This window comes from uncultured Pontibacter sp. (assembly GCF_947492645.1).
Lineage (GTDB): Bacteria > Bacteroidota > Bacteroidia > Cytophagales > Hymenobacteraceae > Pontibacter.
This window is the reverse complement of record NZ_CANLMZ010000009.1, coordinates 179,563-203,253: the sequence shown is the minus strand read 5'-3', so window position 1 is coordinate 203,253 and position 23,691 is coordinate 179,563. Positions and strand designations below refer to the sequence as shown.

24 protein-coding genes are annotated in these 23,691 nt (G+C 46.9%); 17 read left to right on the top strand and 7 right to left on the bottom strand.

Annotation, left to right across the window (positions count from 1 at the left end):
- Positions 1-158: 158 nt before the first annotated feature.
- Positions 159-2,018, bottom strand: coding sequence for a von Willebrand factor type A domain-containing protein (locus tag Q1A23_RS14980; RefSeq protein WP_299824718.1), 1,860 nt, complete (start codon positions 2,016-2,018; stop codon positions 159-161).
- Between the two features lie 367 nt (positions 2,019-2,385).
- On the opposite strand from Q1A23_RS14980, the gene Q1A23_RS14975 reads away from it, so the two are divergent.
- From Q1A23_RS14975 to Q1A23_RS14945, 7 genes are all read left to right on the top strand, one after another.
- A complete protein-coding gene (locus tag Q1A23_RS14975; protein ID WP_299824716.1) occupies positions 2,386-2,985 on the top strand; it encodes a sigma-70 family RNA polymerase sigma factor in 600 nt (199 codons plus the stop codon).
- Entirely contained in the window at positions 2,972-4,342 is a 1,371-nt protein-coding gene (locus Q1A23_RS14970; RefSeq protein ID WP_299824714.1) for a TonB family protein, read from the top strand. The genes Q1A23_RS14975 and Q1A23_RS14970 overlap by 14 nt, the downstream gene beginning before the upstream one ends.
- A gap of 1 nt (position 4,343) precedes the next feature.
- A complete protein-coding gene (locus Q1A23_RS14965; RefSeq protein ID WP_299824712.1) occupies positions 4,344-4,988 on the top strand; it encodes a hypothetical protein in 645 nt (214 codons plus the stop codon).
- Positions 4,989-5,220: 232 nt separating this feature from the next.
- Positions 5,221-5,949, top strand: coding sequence for a 5-oxoprolinase subunit PxpB (pxpB, locus tag Q1A23_RS14960; RefSeq protein ID WP_299824710.1), 729 nt, complete (start codon positions 5,221-5,223; stop codon positions 5,947-5,949).
- The gene (locus Q1A23_RS14955) at positions 5,939-6,949 is read left to right on the top strand and encodes a biotin-dependent carboxyltransferase family protein (protein ID WP_299824708.1); all 1,011 of its coding nucleotides are present in this window, start codon (positions 5,939-5,941) and stop codon (positions 6,947-6,949) included. The genes pxpB and Q1A23_RS14955 overlap by 11 nt, the downstream gene beginning before the upstream one ends.
- Entirely contained in the window at positions 6,946-7,722 is a 777-nt protein-coding gene (locus Q1A23_RS14950) for a 5-oxoprolinase subunit PxpA (RefSeq protein ID WP_299824707.1), read from the top strand. The genes Q1A23_RS14955 and Q1A23_RS14950 overlap by 4 nt, the downstream gene beginning before the upstream one ends.
- Positions 7,723-7,724: 2 nt before the next feature.
- Positions 7,725-8,915, top strand: a complete 1,191-nt coding sequence (locus Q1A23_RS14945) for an NRAMP family divalent metal transporter (RefSeq protein WP_299824705.1) — start codon at positions 7,725-7,727, stop codon at positions 8,913-8,915.
- A 13-nt stretch (positions 8,916-8,928) separates the two neighbouring features.
- On the opposite strand, the gene Q1A23_RS14940 is transcribed toward Q1A23_RS14945, so the two are convergent.
- Together Q1A23_RS14940 and Q1A23_RS14935 are read right to left on the bottom strand one after the other, a co-directional pair.
- Entirely contained in the window at positions 8,929-9,393 is a 465-nt protein-coding gene (locus tag Q1A23_RS14940) for a DUF4268 domain-containing protein (protein WP_299824703.1), read from the bottom strand.
- Positions 9,394-9,474: 81 nt separating this feature from the next.
- The gene (locus tag Q1A23_RS14935) at positions 9,475-10,056 is read right to left on the bottom strand and encodes an AraC family transcriptional regulator (protein WP_299824701.1); all 582 of its coding nucleotides are present in this window, start codon (positions 10,054-10,056) and stop codon (positions 9,475-9,477) included.
- Between the two features lie 275 nt (positions 10,057-10,331).
- On the opposite strand from Q1A23_RS14935, the gene Q1A23_RS14930 reads away from it, so the two are divergent.
- From Q1A23_RS14930 to Q1A23_RS14920, 3 genes are all read left to right on the top strand, one after another.
- A complete protein-coding gene (locus Q1A23_RS14930) occupies positions 10,332-12,518 on the top strand; it encodes a PAS domain S-box protein (protein WP_299824699.1) in 2,187 nt (728 codons plus the stop codon).
- Complete coding sequence (locus tag Q1A23_RS14925) at positions 12,511-12,909, top strand: response regulator (RefSeq protein ID WP_299824698.1); 399 nt, start codon at positions 12,511-12,513, stop codon at positions 12,907-12,909. Before Q1A23_RS14930 ends, Q1A23_RS14925 begins: the two co-directional genes overlap by 8 nt.
- A 204-nt stretch (positions 12,910-13,113) precedes the next feature.
- On the top strand, positions 13,114-14,547 hold the full coding sequence (locus Q1A23_RS14920; protein ID WP_299824697.1) for a M48 family metalloprotease: 1,434 nt from the start codon (positions 13,114-13,116) through the stop codon (positions 14,545-14,547).
- Between the two features lie 145 nt (positions 14,548-14,692).
- On the opposite strand, the gene Q1A23_RS14915 is transcribed toward Q1A23_RS14920, so the two are convergent.
- The 3 genes from Q1A23_RS14915 to Q1A23_RS14905 all read right to left on the bottom strand — a co-directional run bounded on the left by Q1A23_RS14915 (position 14,693) and on the right by Q1A23_RS14905 (position 16,253).
- Positions 14,693-15,130, bottom strand: a complete 438-nt coding sequence (locus tag Q1A23_RS14915; RefSeq protein ID WP_299824695.1) for a nucleoside deaminase — start codon at positions 15,128-15,130, stop codon at positions 14,693-14,695.
- 69 nt (positions 15,131-15,199) lie between these two features.
- Positions 15,200-15,949, bottom strand: coding sequence for a CPBP family intramembrane glutamic endopeptidase (locus tag Q1A23_RS14910; RefSeq protein WP_299824694.1), 750 nt, complete (start codon positions 15,947-15,949; stop codon positions 15,200-15,202).
- 19 nt (positions 15,950-15,968) lie between these two features.
- A complete protein-coding gene (locus Q1A23_RS14905) occupies positions 15,969-16,253 on the bottom strand; it encodes a hypothetical protein (RefSeq protein WP_299824693.1) in 285 nt (94 codons plus the stop codon).
- A 331-nt stretch (positions 16,254-16,584) separates the two neighbouring features.
- On the opposite strand from Q1A23_RS14905, the gene Q1A23_RS14900 reads away from it, so the two are divergent.
- The gene (locus Q1A23_RS14900) at positions 16,585-17,826 is read left to right on the top strand and encodes an amidohydrolase family protein (protein ID WP_299824895.1); all 1,242 of its coding nucleotides are present in this window, start codon (positions 16,585-16,587) and stop codon (positions 17,824-17,826) included.
- An 8-nt stretch (positions 17,827-17,834) separates the two neighbouring features.
- Here Q1A23_RS14900 and Q1A23_RS14895 read toward each other — a convergent pair whose 3' ends face one another.
- Positions 17,835-18,746: a mechanosensitive ion channel family protein gene (locus tag Q1A23_RS14895; protein WP_299824691.1), complete on the bottom strand. Its 912-nt coding sequence runs from the start codon at positions 18,744-18,746 to the stop codon at positions 17,835-17,837.
- A gap of 275 nt (positions 18,747-19,021) precedes the next feature.
- On the opposite strand from Q1A23_RS14895, the gene Q1A23_RS14890 reads away from it, so the two are divergent.
- From Q1A23_RS14890 to nuoE, 6 genes are all read left to right on the top strand, one after another.
- Positions 19,022-19,456, top strand: coding sequence for a CBS domain-containing protein (locus Q1A23_RS14890; RefSeq protein ID WP_299824689.1), 435 nt, complete (start codon positions 19,022-19,024; stop codon positions 19,454-19,456).
- Between the two features lie 80 nt (positions 19,457-19,536).
- Positions 19,537-19,968 (top strand): NADH-quinone oxidoreductase subunit A, encoded by a 432-nt coding sequence (ndhC, locus tag Q1A23_RS14885; protein ID WP_299824687.1) that lies wholly within the window; start codon positions 19,537-19,539, stop codon positions 19,966-19,968.
- A 112-nt stretch (positions 19,969-20,080) separates the two neighbouring features.
- Positions 20,081-20,719, top strand: coding sequence for an NADH-quinone oxidoreductase subunit B (locus tag Q1A23_RS14880; protein ID WP_299824685.1), 639 nt, complete (start codon positions 20,081-20,083; stop codon positions 20,717-20,719).
- 82 nt (positions 20,720-20,801) lie between these two features.
- A complete protein-coding gene (locus Q1A23_RS14875; RefSeq protein ID WP_299824684.1) occupies positions 20,802-21,074 on the top strand; it encodes a DUF4242 domain-containing protein in 273 nt (90 codons plus the stop codon).
- Between the two features lie 152 nt (positions 21,075-21,226).
- Complete coding sequence (nuoC, locus tag Q1A23_RS14870; protein WP_299824682.1) at positions 21,227-22,975, top strand: NADH-quinone oxidoreductase subunit C/D; 1,749 nt, start codon at positions 21,227-21,229, stop codon at positions 22,973-22,975.
- Positions 22,976-23,219: 244 nt separating this feature from the next.
- Positions 23,220-23,690 (top strand): NADH-quinone oxidoreductase subunit NuoE, encoded by a 471-nt coding sequence (nuoE, locus tag Q1A23_RS14865; RefSeq protein ID WP_299824680.1) that lies wholly within the window; start codon positions 23,220-23,222, stop codon positions 23,688-23,690.
- The last annotated feature ends 1 nt before the right edge of the window (position 23,691 follow it).

Below are 23,691 nucleotides of genomic sequence, written 5' to 3'. Positions count from 1 at the left end.
TAGATACCTAAGAGAAATCAAAATGTTGATCTCATAGCAATCAAGGTGGTCTGCCTAAGCAAGATGGAATTCCTTACAGCACTACATCATTTTTACCTACCTCAAGCTGAATCTATCCTGGGTCTGAAACGAAGCAACTTAAAATTAAATGCCTTCTCTTACCTGCTGTCACTCAACAGGCTCATGGATTTTACCAGGTTGATGAATTCAACTCTGTATCCTTCTTCATCTTTGCCGCGAGCACCCTGCGCCAATTCAAGCACCATCTGATAAGATGCGCTGCCTTTAAACTTAGAATCGCGGAGCAGCATGCCACAGGCAGCCACAGCAGCCGAGAACCTGAAATTATCTGAGGTTTTACCGGCAGCCACAGCTTTATCGGTTACAGTTGTGGTGATCAATTTACTTTCTGCACCATCCGGGTTTTTGTAGCGCAGTTTTAGGGTAAGTATTTCGTTTGTGGCTTTGGCCTTTGGGTCCAGCTCGTTTTTTTGGTACTTAAGCGGGTCAACATCGCCAGCTCTGGTTGATGCCCTAGAGCCCACAGGCACTATTTCGTAAAGTGCAGTAACTGTGTGCCCTGCTCCCATGTCGCCGGCATCTTTTTTATCATCGTTAAACTCTTCATCTGCAAGGGCGCGGTTTTCATACCCGATCAAACGGTAAGATTTTACTTTGGCAGGATTAAACTCCAGTTGCAGCTTTACGTCTTTGGCAATGGTGAAAAGGGTACCGCCAAACTCATTTACAAATATCTTCTTAGCCTCCAAGATATTGTCTACATATGCATAGTTTCCGTTGCCTTTGTTAGCCAGCTGTTCCATGCGAGAATCCTTCAGGTTACCGCTGCCAAAGCCAAGAACAGTTAAGTAAACCCCTGACTCACGCTTCTCCTCAATCAAGCGCTGCAGTTCGCTGTCGCTGCTCACGCCCACATTAAAATCGCCGTCAGAGGCAAGTATAACACGGTTATTACCGCCCTTCACAAAGCTATCCTGCGCCACTTTGTAGGCAAGGTTAATGCCTGCACCACCTGCCGTTGAGCCTCCAGCCTCCAGGTTTTCGATTGCAGCCATAATCTTTGGCTTGTCATTACCCGAAGTTGAGGGAAGTACAAGGCCTGCAGCACCGGCATAAACCACTATGGAAACTCTATCCTGCGGGCGCAACTGGTCTACCAAAAGCTTAAAACCAGACTTTACAAGTGGCAGCTTATCAGGAGACATCATCGATCCCGACACATCGATCAGGAACACCAGGTTTGAGGCAGACAGGTTTTCGGTGGAAATATTTTTGCCTTGCAGGCCAATGTGAAGCAATTGGTTTTCTTTGTTCCAGGGGCACTCCGATAGCTCTGTGGTTACTGCAAAAGGGGCGTCTGCTGTTGGCTGCGGATAATCATAGCTAAAGTAGTTGATCATCTCCTCAATGCGCACAGCATCTACTGGTGGTTTCTGCCCCTGCGACAGGAAGCGGCGTACATTGCTGTAGGAGGCATTATCCACGTCAATTGAAAAGGTTGAAAGTGGCGTCCTTTTCGTGTCGAGGAAAGTGCTTTCTTTGATGTAGTTGTAGTTCTCGGTATTATGCTGTGGCATATTTGCACCATTAACAATATAGGATTGGCTGGACCTGCCGCGTATAGTTACACCAGCAACTTTTCCTGCCAACCCCCTGATGCCATAGCCCGTAACCACAACCTCCTGCAATTGAGCCTGATCTACCTGCAACGCCACATGCAGCACCGAGTCTTGCCCTACCTTGATTTCTTTTGCCTGGTACCCGATGTAGCGGAACACCAGCACTTTATCAGAAGCAGCGAGCATGATGCTATACTTACCGTTCTGATCTGTGGCTGTTCCATTGTTAGATCCTTTTTTAACAACAGCTACTCCCGGCAGGGGCTGTCCGCTTGCTGCGTCTGTTACCAACCCGGAGATAAGTCTTTTTCTTTCCTGCGCCTGCAATGTGCAGGTTATCAGCAAAAAGGTGAGGAGAATGCAGATGTGCTTTTTCATGGCTTTTATGTTTTGGTTTCTTACTGGATGCAGTCTTCACGCGCATTCCATAAAACATTCTGAAAAATTTTCCCTTTCTTTAAGTGGAGGTTTATACTTTAATGCATGATCAATGCTTACTTTAAACACGACGAAACTGTAGGTCAGGCACTTAAAACGCCAACTGCATTTAAAGCTCACAGTTACCAAATACTTACCTGATAAGCATACTTTGTAATTAAAAACTGCTGCTTAGCATACTTTAGGAAAGTTATTTGTAAAAGCCAGGCTGCTGCCAGAAGTATGAATTACCGTTTAAAGGTATGACCCTTAGAAGATCGTGGACGAGGAAACGCTGCCAGAACTTGTAATCCAGCTATAAAAACAGATGCTGCCATTTTTTCTTAAACTGTTTACCAACGGCAAGGCGCCTCCCGGCGACGAGGAGTTGCTGCGCCTGTACCGGCAGACAGGTGAGCTGGAGCATTTGGGAGAGCTGTTTCAGCGCCACACGGAAATGGTATACCTGGTGTGCCTGAAGTACCTGAAGCATGAGGAAGAAAGCAAAGACGCCACCATGCAGTTGTTTGAGCACATAGCAGAGGCGCTGCTAAAACACGAAGTAAGCAACTTTAAAAGCTGGCTGCACAGCACCACACGCAACTTGTGCCTGATGCAGCTACGAAGCAACAAGAAAACGCAACGTATACGCTTAACAGATTCTCCACCCCTGTTTATGGAAAACGCACCGCCCATGCATCTAACAGACGCAGAACAGGTAGAAAAAACGGAACAGGTTTTGCGACAAGCCTTGCAGGAGCTGCCACCGGAACAGCGCCAATGCATCGAGTTGTTTTACCTGCAGCATAAGAGTTACAAAGAAATTAGTGCCTTAACGGGCTGTGATCTAAACAAGGTGAAAAGCTACATCCAGAACGGAAAGCGAAACTTAAAACAATACATGGAAAAAAACCATGCACCAGGATAACCGACATATACTTTGGGAACCGGGAGACCATCCTGCTGTGGAGCTGCTTCGTCAGTACCACGAGGATATCCTCCCTCCTGCACTCCAACACCAATTGGAGCGCCACCTCCTGGGTTGCGACCTGTGCTCGGATGTGCTGGAGGGCATGGCGTTAACAAATGCTGCTGAAACAGAAGCTGCCGTTAAAAGTATAAACCACCAGATTACTGCCAGGGCCAGGCAAAAAAACAAAGAGCCGCTGCCGGTATACTTTACCAGTTGGCGTGTAGCCGCCGCCATTATATTGGCTCTATGCTCCACAATACTTGTGTTCTATTACAATTACAATAAGGTCAAGCAAGATCAAACCATTGCCGTTGCAGCTGCTGAAAAAGCTGTACGGGAGGCCTTAAAACCAGCAGAGGAAGCCGTAACTATTGTACCTGAAAGTATAGCCGATGTAACTCCCGATACGGCAAGCACGGCTGCAATTGCTGCTGTTAAGCCTGCTCCGCCCAAGCCAACGCAAAGATTAACCGTACCGCAACAAGTGCCAGATGAGCTTATACTACAAGATCAGGTGCAGGAGCCGGAATCAGGAAAGGTTATAGCAGAAACATTGCCGTTAGCCGATGCTCCCGCTGTTGCCAAGGCTACTGAGAGTATGGCACCTGCCCAAGCCCTAAGCTACCAAAGCAGGTCTGCACTCGTACCCGAAAACACCTCCGTTGAAAAAGCCTTGACAGGAAAAGCTGCAGGTGTTACCATCAGAGGCAGGAGCAGTATTGGAATGAAGCAGGTGCAGGGGCAGGTTCTTTCGGAGGATGGGCAGCCTTTGCCGGGGGTGGCAGTTACTATAAAAGGCACAAGTAACGGGGTGGCTACTGATGCAAACGGAAACTTTACGATCATTACGCCAAATGATAACGCGACTTTAGCTTTCAGTTATATAGGCTATGAGCGGGTAGAGAAAGGTGTAGATGCCAGTACTCAAAACCTGACGGTAAACCTGCACCCCGACACCAGGTCGCTGAGCGAAGTGGTGGTAACCGGTTACGGGTCTGTAAAACCGCAGCCTCCGGTGATAAAGGACGCTAAACCAGTTGCAGGTGCGCGAGCCTACAGAAAATACCTGGAAGAAAACATTCGTTATACTTCTGCCTCTGAAAAGGGGCGCGTGGTAGTTCGGGCAACAGTATCGCCAGAGGGCAAACTTGAAAACCCGCAGGTAGTTAAAAGCCTGTGCCCAAGCTGCGACGCTGAAGCTGTTCGGCTAGTGAAAGAAGGCCCGCTTTGGCAGCCAGCTACCAGCAATGGGACAAACATAGTGCAAAACGTAAAAATTACCGTGCGCTTTAAACCTCAAAACAAAAACTAAAATGATATCCGATTTACAATTGCAATGGGAAAAACTTTGCGCAGAGTATACTACTGATACCGCGCTGGTAGCGCAACTTTGGAACGAACTCGCCCAGGCGCATACTTCCGAAACCAGGCATTACCATACACTTGACCACCTGGCCTATATGCTGGAATTGGCAGACAAGTACCGACAGCCGGATATTTCGTATGAGGCCCTGCAATTTGCCATTTATTACCACGATATCATCTACAACCCCACTACCCCTGACAATGAAGAGAAAAGTGCTGCATTAGCCGAAATTCGACTTAAAGCACTTGGTTTGCCTGAGCAGGAAATCGCTTTCGTAAAGGAATTAATTCTGGCTACCAAAACCCACCACTCTGGATCCGACGACGCTACCACCAACTTTATGCTTGACCTAGATTTGGCCATACTTGGTGCAGGCTGGCAGAAGTATAATGTATACCGGCAGGCAGTCCGTAAGGAGTACAGCATGTATTCGGATGCTGATTTCCAGTCCGGACGAAGTAATATGCTGGTACAATTCATCTCACAGCCAAACATCTTTAAAACACCTTTCTTCCAGGAGAGGCTGGAGCTGCAGGCAAGAGAAAACCTGCGCATGGAGCTTGATATGCTAGGGTATAGCGCTACTGTTTAATCGAACAACACCCGGTTATCATCTCCTGAAAGTGATTATCTGACACAGTTTTAGAGATGGGCAGGAAGTATACTTTGCTGAGCGCAGTCAGTTCCGGATAATGAGCCTACTTAAAATCACTCTAGCACATGCCAGCATACAGGCATCAACTAATCAACCCTAAGTTGGTTCTGTTTTAGCTTAAAATTGCTTAGCTTGAAAAGTTGTACCACCATACTTCGTACCTAGCCCTATGAACTATAAACAGCTGCTCCCGATACAGTTTTTACCTTTAGGCGACAAAGCGGTGGTGCTTCAGTTTGAGGAAGAAGTGTCTGAAACTACACATGCCAAAATTCAGGCTGTAGTGCAGTATCTGGACAAGCACCCTTCCCCTGGTATTGTAGCGTATGTGCCCGCTTATAATACCCTAACCGTTTACTATGAACCCTGGTTGCTCAGTAACAAAGGCAAAGTTGATCCTTATGATGAAACAGTCGCTTTACTGCAAAAGGCACTAAAAAAGGCTAAAGAGTATAAAGGAGGTAGCAGCCGCTTAGTGGAAATTCCGGTTTGCTACGGGGGCACGTTTGGGCCAGATTTAGAAGAGGTGGCGTTGCATAATAAGTTAACTCCGGACAAAGTAATTGCGCTACACAGCCAAAAGATTTACCTGGTACACATTATGGGTTTTGCACCGGGCTTTCCCTACCTTGGTGGTTTAGACATCCGCCTTGCTACCCCACGCAAAGCAGAGCCAAGAGCCCTTATTCCGAAAGGTTCTGTGGGTATAGCAGGAAAGCAAACGGGCATCTACCCTATCGAAACGCCGGGAGGCTGGCAGTTGATTGGCCGCACGCCGCTGGTACTATTTGACCCGGAACGGGAGCAGGCAAGTATGCTAAAAGCTGGCGATAAAGTAAAGTTCAACGCCATCACAGAAGCAGAGTTTAAAACCCTGGCAGCGCAGCATGAGCATTAAGGTTATCAAACCGGGTATGCTGACCACAGTACAGGACCTTGGTAGGCACGGGCATCAGCAGGAAGGCGTAATTGTGGGCGGTGCCATGGATACACTGGCCCTGCGCATCGCCAACCTCCTGGTAGGAAACCCCGAGAACATGGCCTCTCTCGAAATTACCCTGCAAGGCCCGACTTTATACTTTGAGCAGGACCAGCTGGTAGCTTTAACAGGCGCAAACATAGCTGCAAGTATAAATAATCAGTCTGTACGCATGTGGCGTCCCTTGCTGGTAAGAGCAGGAAGTACCCTTGTTATGAGAAATGTTAAAGAAGGATGCCGTGCATACTTGGCAGTCTCGGGAGGCATTGCTGTACCTGCTGTGCTTGGCAGTACTTCCACTTATTTGCGGGCAGGTTTTGGTGGCTTTAAAGGCCGGGCAGTAGAAGCGGAAGATGTACTTCCCGTTTCTAATGCAAGTATAAAGGGGGCAAAACTGGCAGATTACCTGGCTGCTGCAGCTATTGGTGCCTGGTTTTCGCAACCTAACTGGACCTTAGAGCCGCAATCGTACATGGTATACGAAGAGAGTCCCCTTATCAGGGCCATGCCAGGGCCGGAGCATGGGCTGTTCAGCGAGAGCAGCCGGGAGATTTTCTGGCAAAGCAATTACCAGGTTACATCACAGTCTGACAGGATGGGCTACCGTTTGGCTGGGCAGGTGCTGCAGCTAGAAACTCCAAAAGAATTATTGTCAAGCGCAGTTACGTTCGGAACGGTGCAGGTGCCGCCGCAGGGCTTGCCCATCATCCTGATGGCAGACTGCCAGACAACCGGTGGCTACCCCCGTATTGCGCAGGTTATTGCCGCCGATTTGCCAAAGCTGGCGCAGGTGCAGCCGGGTAAAAGCATCCGGTTTAAAGAAGTAAGTTTGCCAGAGGCGCATGCGCTGTACTTAAAGCAGGAAGCAGACCTAGAGCAACTAAAAAGTGCCATCAGCCTAAAACTAAACACCCCATGAAAACACAACCTGAAGTACAACTAACTGTAGACCTTAACTGCGACATGGGCGAAAGTTTTGGAGCTTTTACGATCGGCAACGACGAAGCTATACTTCCTTATGTAACATCGGCCAACATTGCCTGCGGCTACCACGCCGGCGACCCTTTGGTGATGCGCCGCACCGTGCAACTGGCTTTAAAACACCAGGTAGCCATTGGTGCCCACCCCGGCTTACCCGACCTGGTTGGGTTTGGCCGAAGGGAAATGGCTGTCAGCCCTGCCGAGGTATACGCCATGACCGCCTACCAGATTGGCGCTATGCAGGCAATGGCAAAAGCAGAAGGCGCAAAACTGCATCATGTAAAACCTCACGGCGCGTTATACAACATGGCAGCTGTTAATCCTGCCTTAGCTCAGGCCATTGCAGAGGCAATGTATAAAATTTGCCCGGAAGCCATACTTTACGGTTTGGCCGGAAGTGCCTTGATCAAATCGGGAAATGAAATCGGACTTGTAACAGCCAGCGAGGTTTTTGCTGACCGGACCTACCAGCAGGATGGCACCTTAACTCCGCGCAACCACGCAGATGCGCTGATATCCCAATCTGAAAAGGCGGTACAGCAGGTGCTGCGGATGATAAAACACGGAAAAGTAATTTCGCAGCAAGGCACAGAAGTGAGCATACAAGCCGAAACAATTTGCATACATGGCGATGGGCCGCATGCCCTTGACTTTGCCCGCTACATAAACAAGGCTTTAACAAGAGAAGGAATACAGCTAAAGGCTAAATAAGTATGGGCAAAAGTAACAACTGGGGAGTATTGTTGGGTGCCGCTTTTTTAATGGCTACCTCCGCTGTTGGTCCCGGCTTTCTGACGCAAACTACGGTTTTTACACAGGCGCTTGGTGCCAGCTTCGGCTTCGTTATACTTACCTCCATTATCCTGGACATAGGCGCGCAGCTAAATGTATGGCGGGTAATAGCGGTTTCAGAAAAGCGTGCCCAGGATATTGCCAACATGGTACTTCCGGGGTTAGGCGTTTTTATTGCGCTGCTGATTGTACTGGGCGGCTTTGCTTTTAACATTGGAAACATCGGGGGCGCTGGTCTGGGCTTTAATGTGCTTTTCGGTTTAAGCGCAGAGGCCGGTGCTGTAGTGGCGGCCGCTATCGCCATCGGAATTTTCCTGGTACGCGAAGCCAAAAAGGTGATGGATCGCTTTGCGCAAATAATGGGCCTGCTCCTGATCCTGCTGATGGTGTATGTTGCCTTTACCTCTGCTCCTCCTCTGGCCGAGGCAGCCGTTAAAACCATACTTCCTGATAAAGTTGATTTTACAGCTATCATTACCTTAGTTGGTGGTACTGTAGGTGGTTACATAACTTTTGCCGGGGGCCACCGCCTTCTTGATGCCGGCATAAAAGGAAAAGCCGCGCTGCCGCAGGTAAACCGAAGTGCCGTGTCGGGCATTACCATTGCTTCTGTTATCCGGGTGTTTCTGTTTCTGGCTGCGTTGGGGGTGGTAAGCAAAGGCCTGCTATTAGACGAGAGCAATCCGCCTGCTTCTGTCTTTCAGTTGGCAGCCGGCAACATCGGCTATAAAATTTTCGGTGTCGTGATGCTTTCTGCGGCCATAACTTCAGTTATCGGCTCTGCTTATACTTCAGTATCGTTTGTAAAGTCCTTCAGCCCGGTTTTAGAGAAGTATGAGAACTGGCTTATTATCGGGTTTATACTTATCTCAACTGTTGTATTCGTTACCATTGGCAAGCCGGTGCATTTGCTTATACTTGCCGGGGCACTAAACGGACTTATACTTCCTGTAACGCTTGGCACCATACTTTGGGCGGCACACAAGCAGAAAGTAGTCGGCGATTACAAGCACCCCCTTATACTTACAATTTTCGGGGCGCTGGTTGTGGTGGTAATGGCCTGGATGGGAGGTTATACTTTAGCACAGCAAATGCCGGCACTTTTTGAGTAGAAACCCTTTATCACTATTCCCTCAGATCATCAAAGCTATACTTCGCGCCGCTCCAGAAGTCGTCCAGGGCAATGATGCGGGGCTTGAAAAAAGAGATCAGCGCCGGCCAGTCATCTTTATTGAATACGCTTACGTCAGGCAGGTCTTTATAAATTCGGCTCACGGTTCTGCCCTCGCTGTTGGTAGTGAGAGGCGCCCACACCCACTCCTCCCCCAAATATTCGTGCAGCAGGTTTTTTAGCTCCGTAAACTGCTCAAAAAACAACTCTTGTATAGCTATGTCAGGGTGTGTTATTTCTATACCAATAAAAGCGGATTTCTTTTCGGCCTGCATCCGGAAATACACATGCTTTAGCCCGGTTTTGTAGTTAGACCAATTTATTCTTTCGCCGTCTGAGGAAAGGTGCGGCGCAATATACTGCCCGAAAGCTGTCCAGAATGCTTGTCTTAGTTGTGATGCCTGCTCGCGTGAATACATGCCTCTAATTTTCTTACCTGTACTTTAATAATGGCTTCTGCCAATCTCTAAGAAAGTATATTTAAATAAAGCGGCCAGTTGCTACTGGTTCTGCACCTGGTCAATAGTTTTGCGCTTGTTGTCTTTCACCTCTTTAAAGTAGCTGGGCGTTAAGCCGGTCACTTTTTTGAACTGGTTTGATAAATGGGCTACGCTACTGTAACCTAACTGGTAGGCAATTTCTTTTAAGCTAAGCTCATTGTAGACTAACAGTTCTTTTACACGCTCTACGCGCTGCAGTATCAGGTACTTTTCTATGGTGATGCCTTCGTGGGCTGAGAACAGCGAGCTTATGTAGCTATACTCCAGGTGCAGCTTCTCTGACAGGTAATCCGATGTGTTGATATGCAGATCAGCCTCTCCTTGCCGGTGTACCAGTTCTATAATGGCCACTTTAACCTGCTCTATCAGCTGGGTTTTGCGGTCATCTAAAAGCTCAAAACCATTTGCGATTAGGGTCTCTCTTATTTTATCAAGATCAAAAGCATTGTCAGCTTTGCTTATTTCGGCTTCACCAAGCGATACCTGCACCACCTGGTAGCCCAACGCCGCTAGTTCTTCGGCCACAACTCTGTTGCAGCGGTCGCAAACCATGTTTTTGATGTACAGTTTTAACGTTCCCATGAATTATAATTTGCTACAAAGGTAAAAATCTGGAATTTTGAATTCATACTTATCCTCTAAATTTGGTAAAGATGAAACAGCTGCATATTTTAGAGTATCTTACAAACCAGTATAAACACCTTGCAAGGTGCTGCTTAGTCCATAATTTAAAATCGCACTAAATTGTTCAGGACATCAGCTACGCCTAATTTCACAGAGAAACTTATACTTTAATTACGCCGAAACTAACCATAACAGACTTTTTTAATTAATATTAGCAAAATTACCGCAGTAACATGAGTCTGTTGAATTTAGATTTCTTCAAGCATTTGCTTCTTAATAGTACCGATTTGCTGTCGGTAATAGATGAGACGGGCATGTATAAGTATGTAGGAGACTCTGTTGAAGCAGCTCTTGGGTTTAAAGCGGCCGAAATGGTTGGGCAAAGTGCCCTTGAATACATACACCCCGAAGACCTGCCAGCTATTGTAGAGATACTCTCCAATGCAGGAGTTGCTGACAAAGTGATTACCCCACCTTACAGGTTTAAGTCGAAAAATGATGGTTGGCGCTGGTTAGAAACGACTGTGAGTAACCAATTGCATAACGAGGCTATTCGCGGGCTTATCACCAACTCCCGGGATATCACAGAAACGCTTATTGAAAGATCGGAAAAGGATCTGCATGAGGCATACTATCAATCACTATTTAAAGAACACCCGGACGCTGTTTTCTCACTAAACTTACAAGGATACTTTAAGTCAGTTAACAAGCAATTTTATCGTATTCTGCGCCTGAAAGACATCATACAGCCAGATGTACACTTTGCCGATATCACCTATCCCCCTGATGTTAAAAAAGTAAAGGGTATTTTCCAGAGAACCAGCGCTGGAGAGCCAAACATGTTTGAGATGCGCGTAGTGGATGCCCTGGACGAAGTTAAAGTGGTGCATGTAACATTGCTGCCTGTGTACCTGAGCGGAGCGGTAATAGGAGTACAAGGCATCGCAAAAGATATCACGGAAGCAATACAGGCACAGAGGCTAATGCAGGAGCACTCCGAACAACTCCGTAAGATACTCGAAAGCGTAACCGAGCCTTTTTTTGCCCTGGATGCTACCTGGCGCTATACTTTCACAAACCAGGCGCATTGCGATGTTATCCAAAAATCTCGGGATGAGCTTCTAGGCAATAGTATCTTCGAAATTTTTCCGTGGATGCTAAAATCAGACTTTTACCTGAAGTGCCGGGAAGTTGCGCAGACAGGCAAACCTGTATACCTTGAGGAGACTTATCCCGATAACAACAACATCACCCTGAGTTACAGCATTTTCCCTTTCGAAGGTGGAATAGCCATTAACTATATAGATACAACTGCCCAGAACGTACTAAAGCGCGAAATGGAAAAACTGTCTTTGGTGGCAAGTAAAACCATAAATGGCGTAGTGATAATGAACAAGAACGGTACGATTGAGTGGGTGAACGATGGTTTTACGCGCCTCTCAGGGTATAGCAAGCATGAGGTGGTTGGTTTAGTACCCAGTATGCTTTTGCAGGGCCATGAAACCGATAAGGAAACCGAACAGTTTATTCGCCAGAAATACAAAGAACAAACATACTTTACAACGGAAGTACTTAATTACCGCAAAACTGGCGAGGCCTATTGGGCAAAGATCGATGTTACTCCCATCAAGGATGCCGAGGGTAACCTGCTTAATTACGTAGCCATACAAACCGATATCACCGAAAAGAAGAAAGCGGAAGCCGAGCTCATTAAATTAGCCGACGACCTGCACAAGCAGAACCTCAACCTGCAGCAGTTCACTTACATTGTGTCGCATAACTTAAGGGCACCGGTAGCCAATGCCCTGGGCCTGTCGAGGCTGGTGCGTAAAGTAAGTCCTGATTCTCCTCAGTTTGAAACCATACTCGAAAAATTGCAGACATCTATAACACAGTTAGATGGAGTTATAACTGATATCGGCACCATACTTTCAGTCCGCGACGCAGACAGAACGCTACCTCGCGAAAATGTAAACCTGCTACAGATAACAAGTGAGGTACTCTCTACTTTTCAGGACGAATTTGTGCTAATGAATGCTGTAGTGGATGTGCATATAGATAGTAACTTTACTATAATATCAAATAAAGCTTATTTATACAGCATACTTCATAACCTGGTATCAAATGCCGTAAAGTATAGTTCGCCGGAACGGAACCTGACCTTGAAGATGGAAGTAAGCAAAGATGACCGTGGGTATGTGTACACCGTAAGCGACAATGGTTTAGGAATGGATATGCAACTGGTAGATAATCAGCTTTTCAAGCTTTACAAGCGCTTTCACCCTAACACACATGGCAAAGGTATTGGCTTATTTTTAGTAAAAACGCAGGTAGAAACAATAGGCGGCAAAATTGAGGTTAAAAGTGCTCCTGGCATGGGTACTGCATTTAAAATTTTTCTTGGAGCAAAAAATGTATAATAAAGTATTTATCATCGACGACGACGAAATCAGCATTTTCTTAGCAGAGAATATGCTGGAGGTGATAGAATTTGCCCGGGAATTTAAAGGCTTTCTGTACGCCAATGAGGCGCTTGCAGAATTAATAGCGTTGTTTAAGCGCGGCGACTACCAGCACCTGCCCGACATCATGTTCCTGGACCTGAACATGCCTCACATGAGCGGATGGGAATTTTTGGATGCTCTAATGCCTTACGAGCAGATACTTAGCAGCAGGTGCCAGATCTATATCCTAACATCATCCATAGATGCAGAAGAAATAGAAAAGGCCAAAAAGTATAAAATTGTGAGCAGCTTTCTGCAAAAGCCCCTGGAAGACAGCGCTATCGCTGAAATCAGCAGAAAAGCGTAATTTTTTATTACCTGCTGCTGCATACCCCGCTACCTTTAGCACCATGTGTTTTAGAGTTAACGGGGAGACTTGTAACCTGTGCAACTGCCGCTATAACACAGCCTAAGAAACATATACTTTATAGTACCGTTTTAGAAAGTGAATATAGCTTTTCCAAGAATTTAAACTTCACGGATCAGCAACATGAAACCAAAACGCACTACTATGAAAAAGTATATATCGGCCTGTTTACTGGCAGGCTTTATGACCGTATGGAGTTCCTGTTCTACCAACCCGGTAACAGGCAAAAAAGACGTTATCCTGATGTCTGAAGGCCAGGAACTGGCCATGGGAAAAGAAGCTGACCCACAAATTGTCGCCCAATTTGGCATGTACGACAACCCTGCTCTGCAAAAATTCATAGATCAAAAAGGGCAGCAGATGGCGGCTATCTCTCACCGCAGCAATATCAAGTATAACTTCAAGATACTCGACTCTCCAGTACTCAATGCCTTTGCTGTTCCTGGTGGCTATGTATACTTTACGCGTGGTATTATGGCCCATTTTAACAACGAAGCCCAGTTTGCTGGTGTACTTGGCCACGAAATTGGACATATAGCCGCGCGCCACTCTGCCCAGCAACAAAGCAAATCCATACTTGCCCAGGTAGGTCTCATTGCCGGCATGATCATTTCGCCGGAACTTGCACAGTTCGGAGATGCCGCATCGCAGGGCCTGGGACTGCTGTTCTTAAAATTCGGGCGCGATGATGAACGGGAGTCGGACAGGCTAGGAGTAGAATACTCGACTAAAATTGGCTATGATGCCGCAGAAATGGCTGACTTCTTTTTAACGCTGCAACGCAAGCAGGAAGAAAGCGGCGCAGCCATACCTGAGTTTCTGTCTACGCACCCGGACCCGGGCAACCGCTATACTACTGTGCAGCAGCTCGCCTCTGACTGGAAGCAGAAAGTTGGCTTGCAAAACCCGGAAGTAAACCGCAACAATTACCTTAAAATGATAGATGGCATAATTTATGGCGAAGACCCTAAGCAAGGCTTTGTAGAGGGAGGCGTTTTTTACCATCCTGAGCTAAAGTTTCAGTTTCCGGTGCCGTCTAACTGGGGTTATCAGAACACCCCGCAAATGTTCCAGATGGCACCAAAGGACGGATCAGCCATCATGAATCTGACCTTGGCGGCCGGAAATTCTTTACAGGAAGCAGCCCAGCAACTTATGCAGAACTACCAGCTAACACCTGTACAATCTGGTAATGTAACAGTAAACGGCTTGCCCGCCATGGCTGTTATTGCCGATCAGAAGCAAGAGCAAGGCACTATCCGCACGCTCACTTACCTGATCCAGTACGGGGGCAATATTTATAGTATAATGGGAATATCCTCAGAGCAAAACTTTAATACCTACGCGCAACTGTTCAGCAATACCATGGAAGGCTTCAGGCAACTGACAGATGCCTCTAAGCTGAATAAACAACCAGAACGTGTGCGCATCAAAACAGTAAAACAAACCGGCACCTTGGCACAGGCATTACAGACTTATACCAAAGAAAGTAAAAGGCTTGAAGAGTTTGCTGTACTGAACGGCATGAAATTGCAGGACCGCGTAGAGCAAGGCATGTTAATCAAAGTTGTAGAATAAAACGAGCTAAATAAAAGGGGAAACGTTAGGTGCGTTTCCCCTTTTATTTGCCTGTAATGCCCGGTATTCATGTAAATACCATGGGCGGTATCAGTTGGATGTTAATATATGGCCAACCTTTACTCAAGGGTTTATACTTTTAAAATTACACCCCGATGTCTTCGTTCCACAGCGCGGGTTTCTCTTGTATAAATTGCTGCATCAGCTTATAGCACTCCTCACTATCTGCTACTGAAACAGCTACTCCCCTTTCGCGCAATAGTGCTTCCTCACCCATAAACGTCTTGTTTTCACCGATAACTACTTTAGGTATACCGTAAAGCAGAATGGTACCAGAGCACATTGGGCAGGGCGAAAGCGTAGTATAAAGTTCACATTCCCTGTAAACAGCGGCAGGCTGACGACCTGCGTTTTCCAGCGCATCCATCTCACCGTGCAACACCACACTCCCCTGCTGCACCCGCTTGTTGTGTCCGCGGCCAATTATTTTGCCCTTATGTACCAGCACAGATCCTATGGGTACTCCACCTTCTTCGTAGCCTTTGCGGGCTTCATCCAGCGCGGCTTGTAAAAATTCGTTCATGTTTATGAGTGTAAGTTTAAATGTAGGAGTATAGCGACGTTATACTTAGCAAAGCCCTGCTGCGTTACACTACTTATACTTGGGCCTGCTGCTAACCAACGATCTACTTTTTATCAACAGTATAATTACAAGTACAGCAAAAGCAATTTTAGGCAAATGCAGGTACATGATGCTTTCAATTGTATTCGGGTAACGCGAATGTATGGATGTAACAGGCACTAAAAGACTTTGGCCACTATCCGATAAAATGTACTTATCTACAAAGGCCCAACCAAAATGCAAACCAACCGGCAAAGCCAAAGAGTGGGTTTTAGAGAAGGCATACGCAAACATAAGTCCCCAGATGCCTGTAGTTAGCAACACCCACACCATCAAAAAAGGATTCCCAAAAACGCCCAGTATAAACCAATGGTACATGCCAAAAGCCGCTGCGCTTATAAAGTTTGCGCTGCGCTCTCCTAATAACCCTATTCCCTGGTACAGTAAATATCCCCTGAAAAGCAACTCTTGTAAAAGCACCAGGCTAAGCGCTGCGTATACGTTTAACACCAAAGTATACGGACTTATATTTGCACGCAAAACCCACGTAAAATTTGCCGCAACCGCATACGTATAATGTACAAGCACGGCAAGCGTGACCGTAGCTAAAAAACCCACCATAAATTGCAGTAACCTGTATATCGATAAGTTTAAGCCCAGGGCATTCTGTAAAGACTTGTGCTCCAGGCGAAGCAAAAACCAGCTTATTGCAAGTATAACAAGGTTGCCGACAATGTCCATGGCATTACAAAGTATGTTGATCTGGAATTTGGCAAACAAAAAAGCCTAAACTAGAAATTCATATTGCAGGAGGGTGCGGTATGTCGTAACGCAACACATCCCGGTAATCTCGTTCTTTCTTAAGCATAGCTTTTTCTGATGACTGTCGCAGCAGCTTCCCATTTCCTGATTCTAAGTTAATGGGGTTTACCGGAAAAGTTTGCAGAAAGTCATGCCTGATTAATTTATCCCGTGAGCGCATGGTAACCTGCAGGTACATGTCTGATACGGCAGCTACTTTATACTTGGCCGAGAGCACAACAATTGTTTTGAGGATCTGAAGAAAAAGCTTCTGGTAATCCATTTAGTTTGCTCCCAAAGGTAACGTAAAAATAAAATACCCATGAAGTAGTCGCAAAGCTTATTACTTCCCTGATAAAATATGGTTCTGTAAAGTATAGTCTTTTTGCTATTTTATTTCATTGCGAATAATCCATTAAAATAAATTTTATATTTTAAAGCTGTTTAGCCTGTATAACCGCTTAAAAAGGCAAAACCTGATGGCATATCTGAAAGGGTAACGTTAGGTATACTTACTTTTTAGCAGCAGTACCTGCTTAAAAATTCTCTACATAAAAGCTATAGTTAACCTGAACACAAGCATATAATTGATAAAGCTGAGACTTATACTAGTATTGCTACTGCTTGTGCAGGCAGGCTTTGCACAAACGGCAAAAACTGATGTTTACTACTTGCTTAAACCAGACAGGGTATTTGATGGGGAGCAAATGCGCGAAGGGTGGCAGGTGCTGGTACAAAATGATAAAATAGAGGCAGTAGGCAAATTAAATCATGTTCCAGCCACAGCTAAAATTATAGACCTTAAGGGCAAAACGCTGCTTCCGGGGTTAATTGAGGGACACAGCCACCTGTTTCTGCACCCTTACAACGAAACCTCCTGGAACGACCAGGTATTGATGGAATCAAGGGCAGAGCGTGCCGTGCGTGCAGCAAACCATGCAAAGGCTACTTTGCTGGCCGGCTTTACTACTGTAAGAGATCTGGGTACTGAAGGTGCAGGCTATGACGATGTGGGCCTAAAGCAGGCGATTGAAAAAGGAGTGATACCCGGCCCCCGAATGTTGATTGCCACCGAGGCAATTGTTGCCAGCGGAAGCTACGGCCCCAAAGAACTGAATTATGAGATCGAAACACCCATTGGTGCGGCTGTGGCCGATGGTATGGATGGGCTAACCCGGGAGGTGAGAAAGCAGATAGGCAAAGGTGCCGACTTGATAAAAGTATACGCTGACTACCGTTGGGGCCTGAACAGCTCGGCACAACCTACTTTTACCCTGGAGGAGTTGAAGAAGATTGTAGAAGTAGCCAACAGCAGCGGCCGCCCGGTAGTTGCCCATGCCGCTACTCCGGAAGGCATGCGCAGGGCCATACTTGCCGGCGTAGCCACAATAGAGCACGGCGACAATGCTACGCCCGAAATTTACCGCCTCATGAAAAAGCACAACGTAGCCCTCTGCCCCACGCTGGCTGCCGGCGATGCCATAACCCAATACCGCGGCTGGAAAAAAGGCATTGATCCCGAGCCGGAGCGCATACAGCTAAAACGCAAAAATTTTGCAGCGGCCCTGGATGCCGGTGTTAAGATTATCATGGGTGGCGATGTAGGCGTATTTACCCACGGCGATAATGCCCGCGAGATAGAGCTAATGGTTGATTACGGCATGAAACCACTAGACGTGCTGCGTGCTGCAACAGCAGTAAACGCCGAAGTATTTGGCATAGCCACTACCGCAGGAAGTATAAAACCAGGCCTGCTAGCCGACCTGATTGCTGTAGATGGTAAACCCCTGGCCGATATCAGACAAATACGTAACGTCGCGTTTGTGATGAAAGGCGGGAAAGTGTACAAAGAGTAAGGCAAGCTTTAATCTGTTGTTTTCATGTTACTTTCGCCTCTTTGGTAAAACCTTGTGGTAGGGTAAGCATACTGTATGTCTGTTGTTCTGGCAAACGCTTTCAGTACATCCTCCCATATATCGTTTTCACTTTTCCTGCGGCGCATTAAACTGCACATGTAGCGCATTGTAAGTTTAATGCCGTTCTCAACTACCTTCATGTAGATTTGGGGGCTAAAATCTTCGTAAAAGATAAGGTGCTGCTGCGACTGCTGCTTTACCTGCCTTTGCGCGGTTTCGCTTAGCTTCTCTGCATGCCGCTCAACAATTTCCTGAAGTATGGCTTTTGCCCTGCTCCAATTGCTTTCAAAAGTTATGTGCACAGACACTTCATTCCATATAAAAGGAAAGCCATAGTTATAGTTAACCTGTGGTTCTGTAAATACTTTCAGATTTGGAACATGCACCACCCGCCCGGAGGCCTGGTCAGCATCTACCCAACCATTTATTTCATTTAAGCTAAACTGGAAAAGGCGGATATCGATTACATCGCCGGTGTAACTTCCGATCTGTAACCTGTCTCCTACTCTAAAGGGCCTCTTGCCAATTATAAAAAGCCAGCCAGCAGCGTTAAGCAAGGGCTCGCGAAGAGCCAGCACCAGGCCAGCAGAAAAAAGACCCAGAAAAGTAGCAACCGAGCGTATGCCGCCAAACCAGATGTTAAGGAGAAGCACCAGCCCTATAAGTGTTAAGAAATAGTTGGTAAATTTTCTCCATTTGTATTGCTTGCGCAGATCAAGTTCTCGCTTAAAAACGAGCCGCAGGATCACTTTACTTAGCAGCCACAGGCCGAGCAGTACCAGGAAAGTCTCCAGTATATCAATAACAAACTCTGATCTAAGACCTGTAACACCTGACAGCCATTGGGAAAATTGTCTCATTAAGGTATTAAATTACATCTAGGCTTACGCATATAGGTTTATAAGGATATTCTGATGATACTTATACTTAAACGGCTGTCACTCATCCGCTGCACGTTCCAGCGCTGGCAGCATCAACTAAAGCGGGAAAATATGGTATGATTTAAATGGATAGTTGTTCTAATCAAATAATTAATAAAAGGATATTTTCATTATTTTTTTGTCCTTTTATTAAACAATTCGTATAAGCATTATACTATCTAATTATATTACCTATTAACTTACAGGAGGTTAGCATGGGAACAGTCAGAAGTATCTTACAGGCTAAAGGAAACAAAGTTTTCGCTGTTCATCCCAACGACACCGTTTTTAGTGCGCTTGAAGAGATGGTGGAAAAAAATGTGGGCGCTTTGCTTGTACTAAACGAGCAAGATCATTTCGCAGGCATTTTTACAGAACGCGATTACGCCCGAAAAGTGATCTTAAAAGGCAAAGCCTCCAAAGAAACCCGGATAAAAGAAGTAATGACAGAGCATCCGGTTTCTGTAACACCCGACACCACCCTTGAGCAATGCATGAGCCTGATGACAACCAAATACATCCGGCACCTACCTGTTTTTGAAGCTAATAACCTTGTTGGCCTGATCTCTATCGGCGACATCGTAAAGTATATAATCGACGAGCAAAAATTCATTATCGAGAACCTCGAGCATTACATTTCCGGCACCTGAGAGCCAGTAGGGTTAGGGGTACGGAAGTGATTTACCAAACAGGTTGTTTCACTTAATGGCCGCTGTAAAGCGGAGTGGCTGTGTATGCTTCAGAAGAAAATAATGTGCTTTTATGGCCGTTGCTAGTCTATGGTGCTATTGTACTTAGTCTGATTGCGCTCATCATGGCCCTATCATACGTGCTAGGCCAGCGACACAACGAACGTGCCACCGGCCAGCCTTACGAAGGCGGTATACTTAGCGCCGGCTCTGCCCGCCTCCGCTTCTCCTCCCAGTTTTATCTTGTTGCCATGCTCTTCGTCATCTTCGACGTGGAAACGGTATTTATACTTGCCTGGGCCATCGCCTTCCGCGACCTAGGCTGGTATGGCTACATTGGAGTGCTTGTATTTATCGTGCTGCTGGTGGTGGTGCTGGTCTACGAGTGGAGAAACGGTGCCCTGGACTTTGGCCCAGACGGTAAAAAGATACTGAAAGCTTATAAACGGATGCTGAACAAGCCGGCCTCGTGATAAAAGGTCGTATCTCGTAAAACGTATCAAGTATCACGACTCTGGATGTAATCATGACAAAAGATCAAAAGTACAGCTGAATTACGAACGACGAATAACCAATATAAAGCCTATGAAATGGTGGCTAAGTAAACCCGACGCTCCGGCAAACACCGTGAAAGGTACCGGCTCTTATGAAGAGGCGGTGCAGCAAAGTATTATGCTTACTACGGTGCAGGACCTGGTAGCATGGGGGCGCAAAAATTCCATGTGGCCTTTCCACTTTGGTCTATCCTGCTGTTTCGTGGAGATGGCAACCAGTATGACGCCAAAGTATGATGTGGCCCGCTTTGGAGCTGAGGTAATTCGTGGTACTCCGCGGGAGGCAGATGTGATGATCATTGCCGGAACTGTTTTTATCAAAATGGCACCTATCATCAAACGCCTCCACGAGCAAATGATGGAACCAAAGTGGGTGATATCGATGGGCTCGTGCGCTAACAGCGGCGGCATGTACGACATTTACAGCGTGGTGCAAGGCGTAGATAAATTTCTGCCAGTAGATGTATATGTGCCCGGTTGCCCTCCACGACCCGATGCATTTATGGAAGGCCTGATGCTGTTGGCTGAAAGTGTAGGCAAAGAACGTCGCCCACTCAGCTGGACTATAGGTGAGCAAGGTATTATCAAACCTGAGAAAATAGAGGTAAACGAACGCAAAAGGGAACGATGGAACACCATGACCGAATTCCGCTCGCCGGATGAAGTATAGGTGCAGTATGTAGCGTACTGCCTGCAGCGAGAATGAGAATTTTAAATTACTAAGTAAAATTGAAAGCCAAAAAATATTGACTATGCCGAAATATGTTATAGAGCGTGAAATTCCGGGAGCAGGAAACTTAACCGCAGAAGAATTAAAAGCCATTTCGCAGACTTCCTGCGGAGTACTCAGCAACATGGGTCCTCAAATACAATGGGTACACAGTTATGTAACTGGTGATAAAATCTATTGTGTGTACAATGCTCCCAACGAAGAGGTGGTACGTGAACATGCAAAGCAAGGCGGCTTTCCAGCAAACGCTGTAAGTGAAGTCAAGGCCATCATCGATCCTGTTACAGCTGAATAGTTAATTAAATAGAAGCTTATTTATAAACAGATAAAAATTAAAATCACGCGCATGTTTCACAAAATCCTGATTAGTGTGCCGTGCTATGTGATTTGAAAATAGAGTAGCAATGAGTTAAAGGTAGTACAGGCATTCATTTTTCATTCCTCCTTATGGAAAATAACAGCAGCATTTTGGTTGAACTGCACACGCGGTTCGGCGAGGACACTTTTGCGCAACAAAGCACCCGGGATGAGATGCTCACCCTCTGGATGCCCTGCGATAAGCTGACGGAGGTACTTCAGTTCCTGAAAACCGGGGTAAAGCAGCCTTACAAAATGCTCTTCGACCTGACTGCTATTGACGAACGGACACACCAGAAAAGAAACGGCAGCCCCGCCTCTACCTTTACACTTGTTTACCACCTCTTCTCCTTCGACAGAAATCACTTTATAAGACTGAAAGTTGGCCTTACCGAAGAGTTTCCGAAAGCGCCAAGTATAGCCAGCCTATGGGCCAACGCCAATTGGTACGAGCGTGAGATCTATGATATGTTCGGTATCAAGTTCGATGGACACCCGCACCTGTCGCGCATCCTGATGCCCCGCACCTGGGTAGGCCATCCACTTAGAAAAGAACATCCGGCTCGCGCCACCGAAATGGGACCATTCCAGCTTTACGATGAGAAAGTAGACCTAGAGCAGGCTGCCTTGCAGTTTAAGCCCGAAGAATGGGGCCTGCAGCGAGAAAGCGAAGACAGCGACTTTATGTTCCTGAACATTGGACCGCAGCACCCTGGCACACACGGTGTACTCCGCATCATACTCCAGCTGGACGGTGAAGATATTGTAGATGCCATACCCGATATAGGCTTTCACCACCGTGGTGCCGAGAAAATGGGCGAACGGCAGACTTGGCATACTTACATCCCTTACACAGACAGAGTAGATTACCTGGGTGGCGTAATGAACAACCTGGCCTACCTGCTGGCAGTCGAGAAACTTGCTGGTATCGAGGTGCCGGAGCGGGTAAAGGTGATCCGGGTGATGCTCTGTGAGCTCTTCCGAATCGCCAGTCACCTGGTTTGGTACGGCACCTTTGCGCAGGATCTGGGCCAGCTCTCGCCGGTGTTTTATATGTTCTCTGATCGCGAAAAGATCTTCAACATTATTGAGGCAGTCTGCGGTGGCCGCATGCACCCGAACTGGTTCCGTATTGGCGGTGTGGCACAGGATTTACCCAAAGGCTGGGAAAAGCTGGTGCAGGATTTTATAGACTACTTCCCGAAACGGCTACGCGAGTACGACAGCATGGTCATGAAGAACAGCCTGTTTAAAGCACGAACCGTGGGCATCGGAATTTTTACCCTGGATGAAGCCATCGAATGGGGCGTAACCGGTCCGGGCTTACGAGCCTGCGGCATGGATTGGGATTTCCGGAAGAAACGGCCTTACTCCGGCTACGAAATGTTCGATTTTGACATACCGGTAGCCGCTAACGGCGATTGCTACGACCGTGCTATCGTGCGTGTAGAGGAAATGCGCCAGAGCCTGCGCATCATCGAGCAATGCCTCAAGAATATGCCGGAGGGACCTTACAAAGCAGATCACCCGCTTACCACCCCGCCCGTTAAGAAGAACACCATGCATGATATCGAGACCCTGATCACACACTTTTTAGGAGTGACCTGGGGCCCTGTGATACCAGCCGGTGAGGCGATGAGTTGCATTGAAGCTACCAAGGGAGCAAACGGCTACTACTTGACCAGCGACGGCAGCACCTCCCCTTACCGGGTGCGCATCCGCACTCCCTCGTTCCCGCACATGCAAATGCTGCCATACATCAGCAAAGGCTATACTGTAGCAGACATGCTGTCTATACTTGGCGCCATGGATTATGTGCTGGCAGATATTGACAGATGACCAATGAGTGCTTGAGTGATTTTTGAATAAGTAAATAAACGGTATATGGTGGCGCATGTATTTAAGTACGTCGCCACCTGTACCACCAAAATATAAAGCTAGCTACTACCCACCTCACCCTTCTGCTCTTTCGGATTTGCAATCCGAAAGTATAGTAACTGTGGATTTATAAACCGCAAAAGCAGCCGTTACAGAGCAGCAGCTAATTCATAATTCAGCATTTATAATTCATAATTCTCCCGATATGGTAACACTAACGCCAGAGGAAATTGAAGAAATACAGCACGAGATCTCGCTGGTGCCTATAAAGAAGGCTGCCTGCATCGAGGCGCTGAAGGTAGTGCAGCAGCATCGAGGCTGGGTATCCGACGAAAGTATGAAAGCGGTGGCAGACCTTATGGACATGTCGCCAGCAGAGCTGGATAGCGTGGCTACTTTCTACAACCTCATCTTTAGGCAACCGGTGGGCCGGCACGTGATCCTGGTGTGCGACAGCATCAGTTGCTGGGTGATGGGCTACGAAAACCTGCGGCAGTACCTGAGTGATAAGCTGGGCATACAGTATGGGCAAACCACTACAGATGGCCGCTTTACCATGCTGCCCAACGTGTGCCTCGGCTGCTGCGACCACGCCCCTGCCCTGATGATAGACAACGACCTGTACCAGGACCTGCAGCCCGAGCAACTGGACGAGATACTTAACAAATACGCCTAAC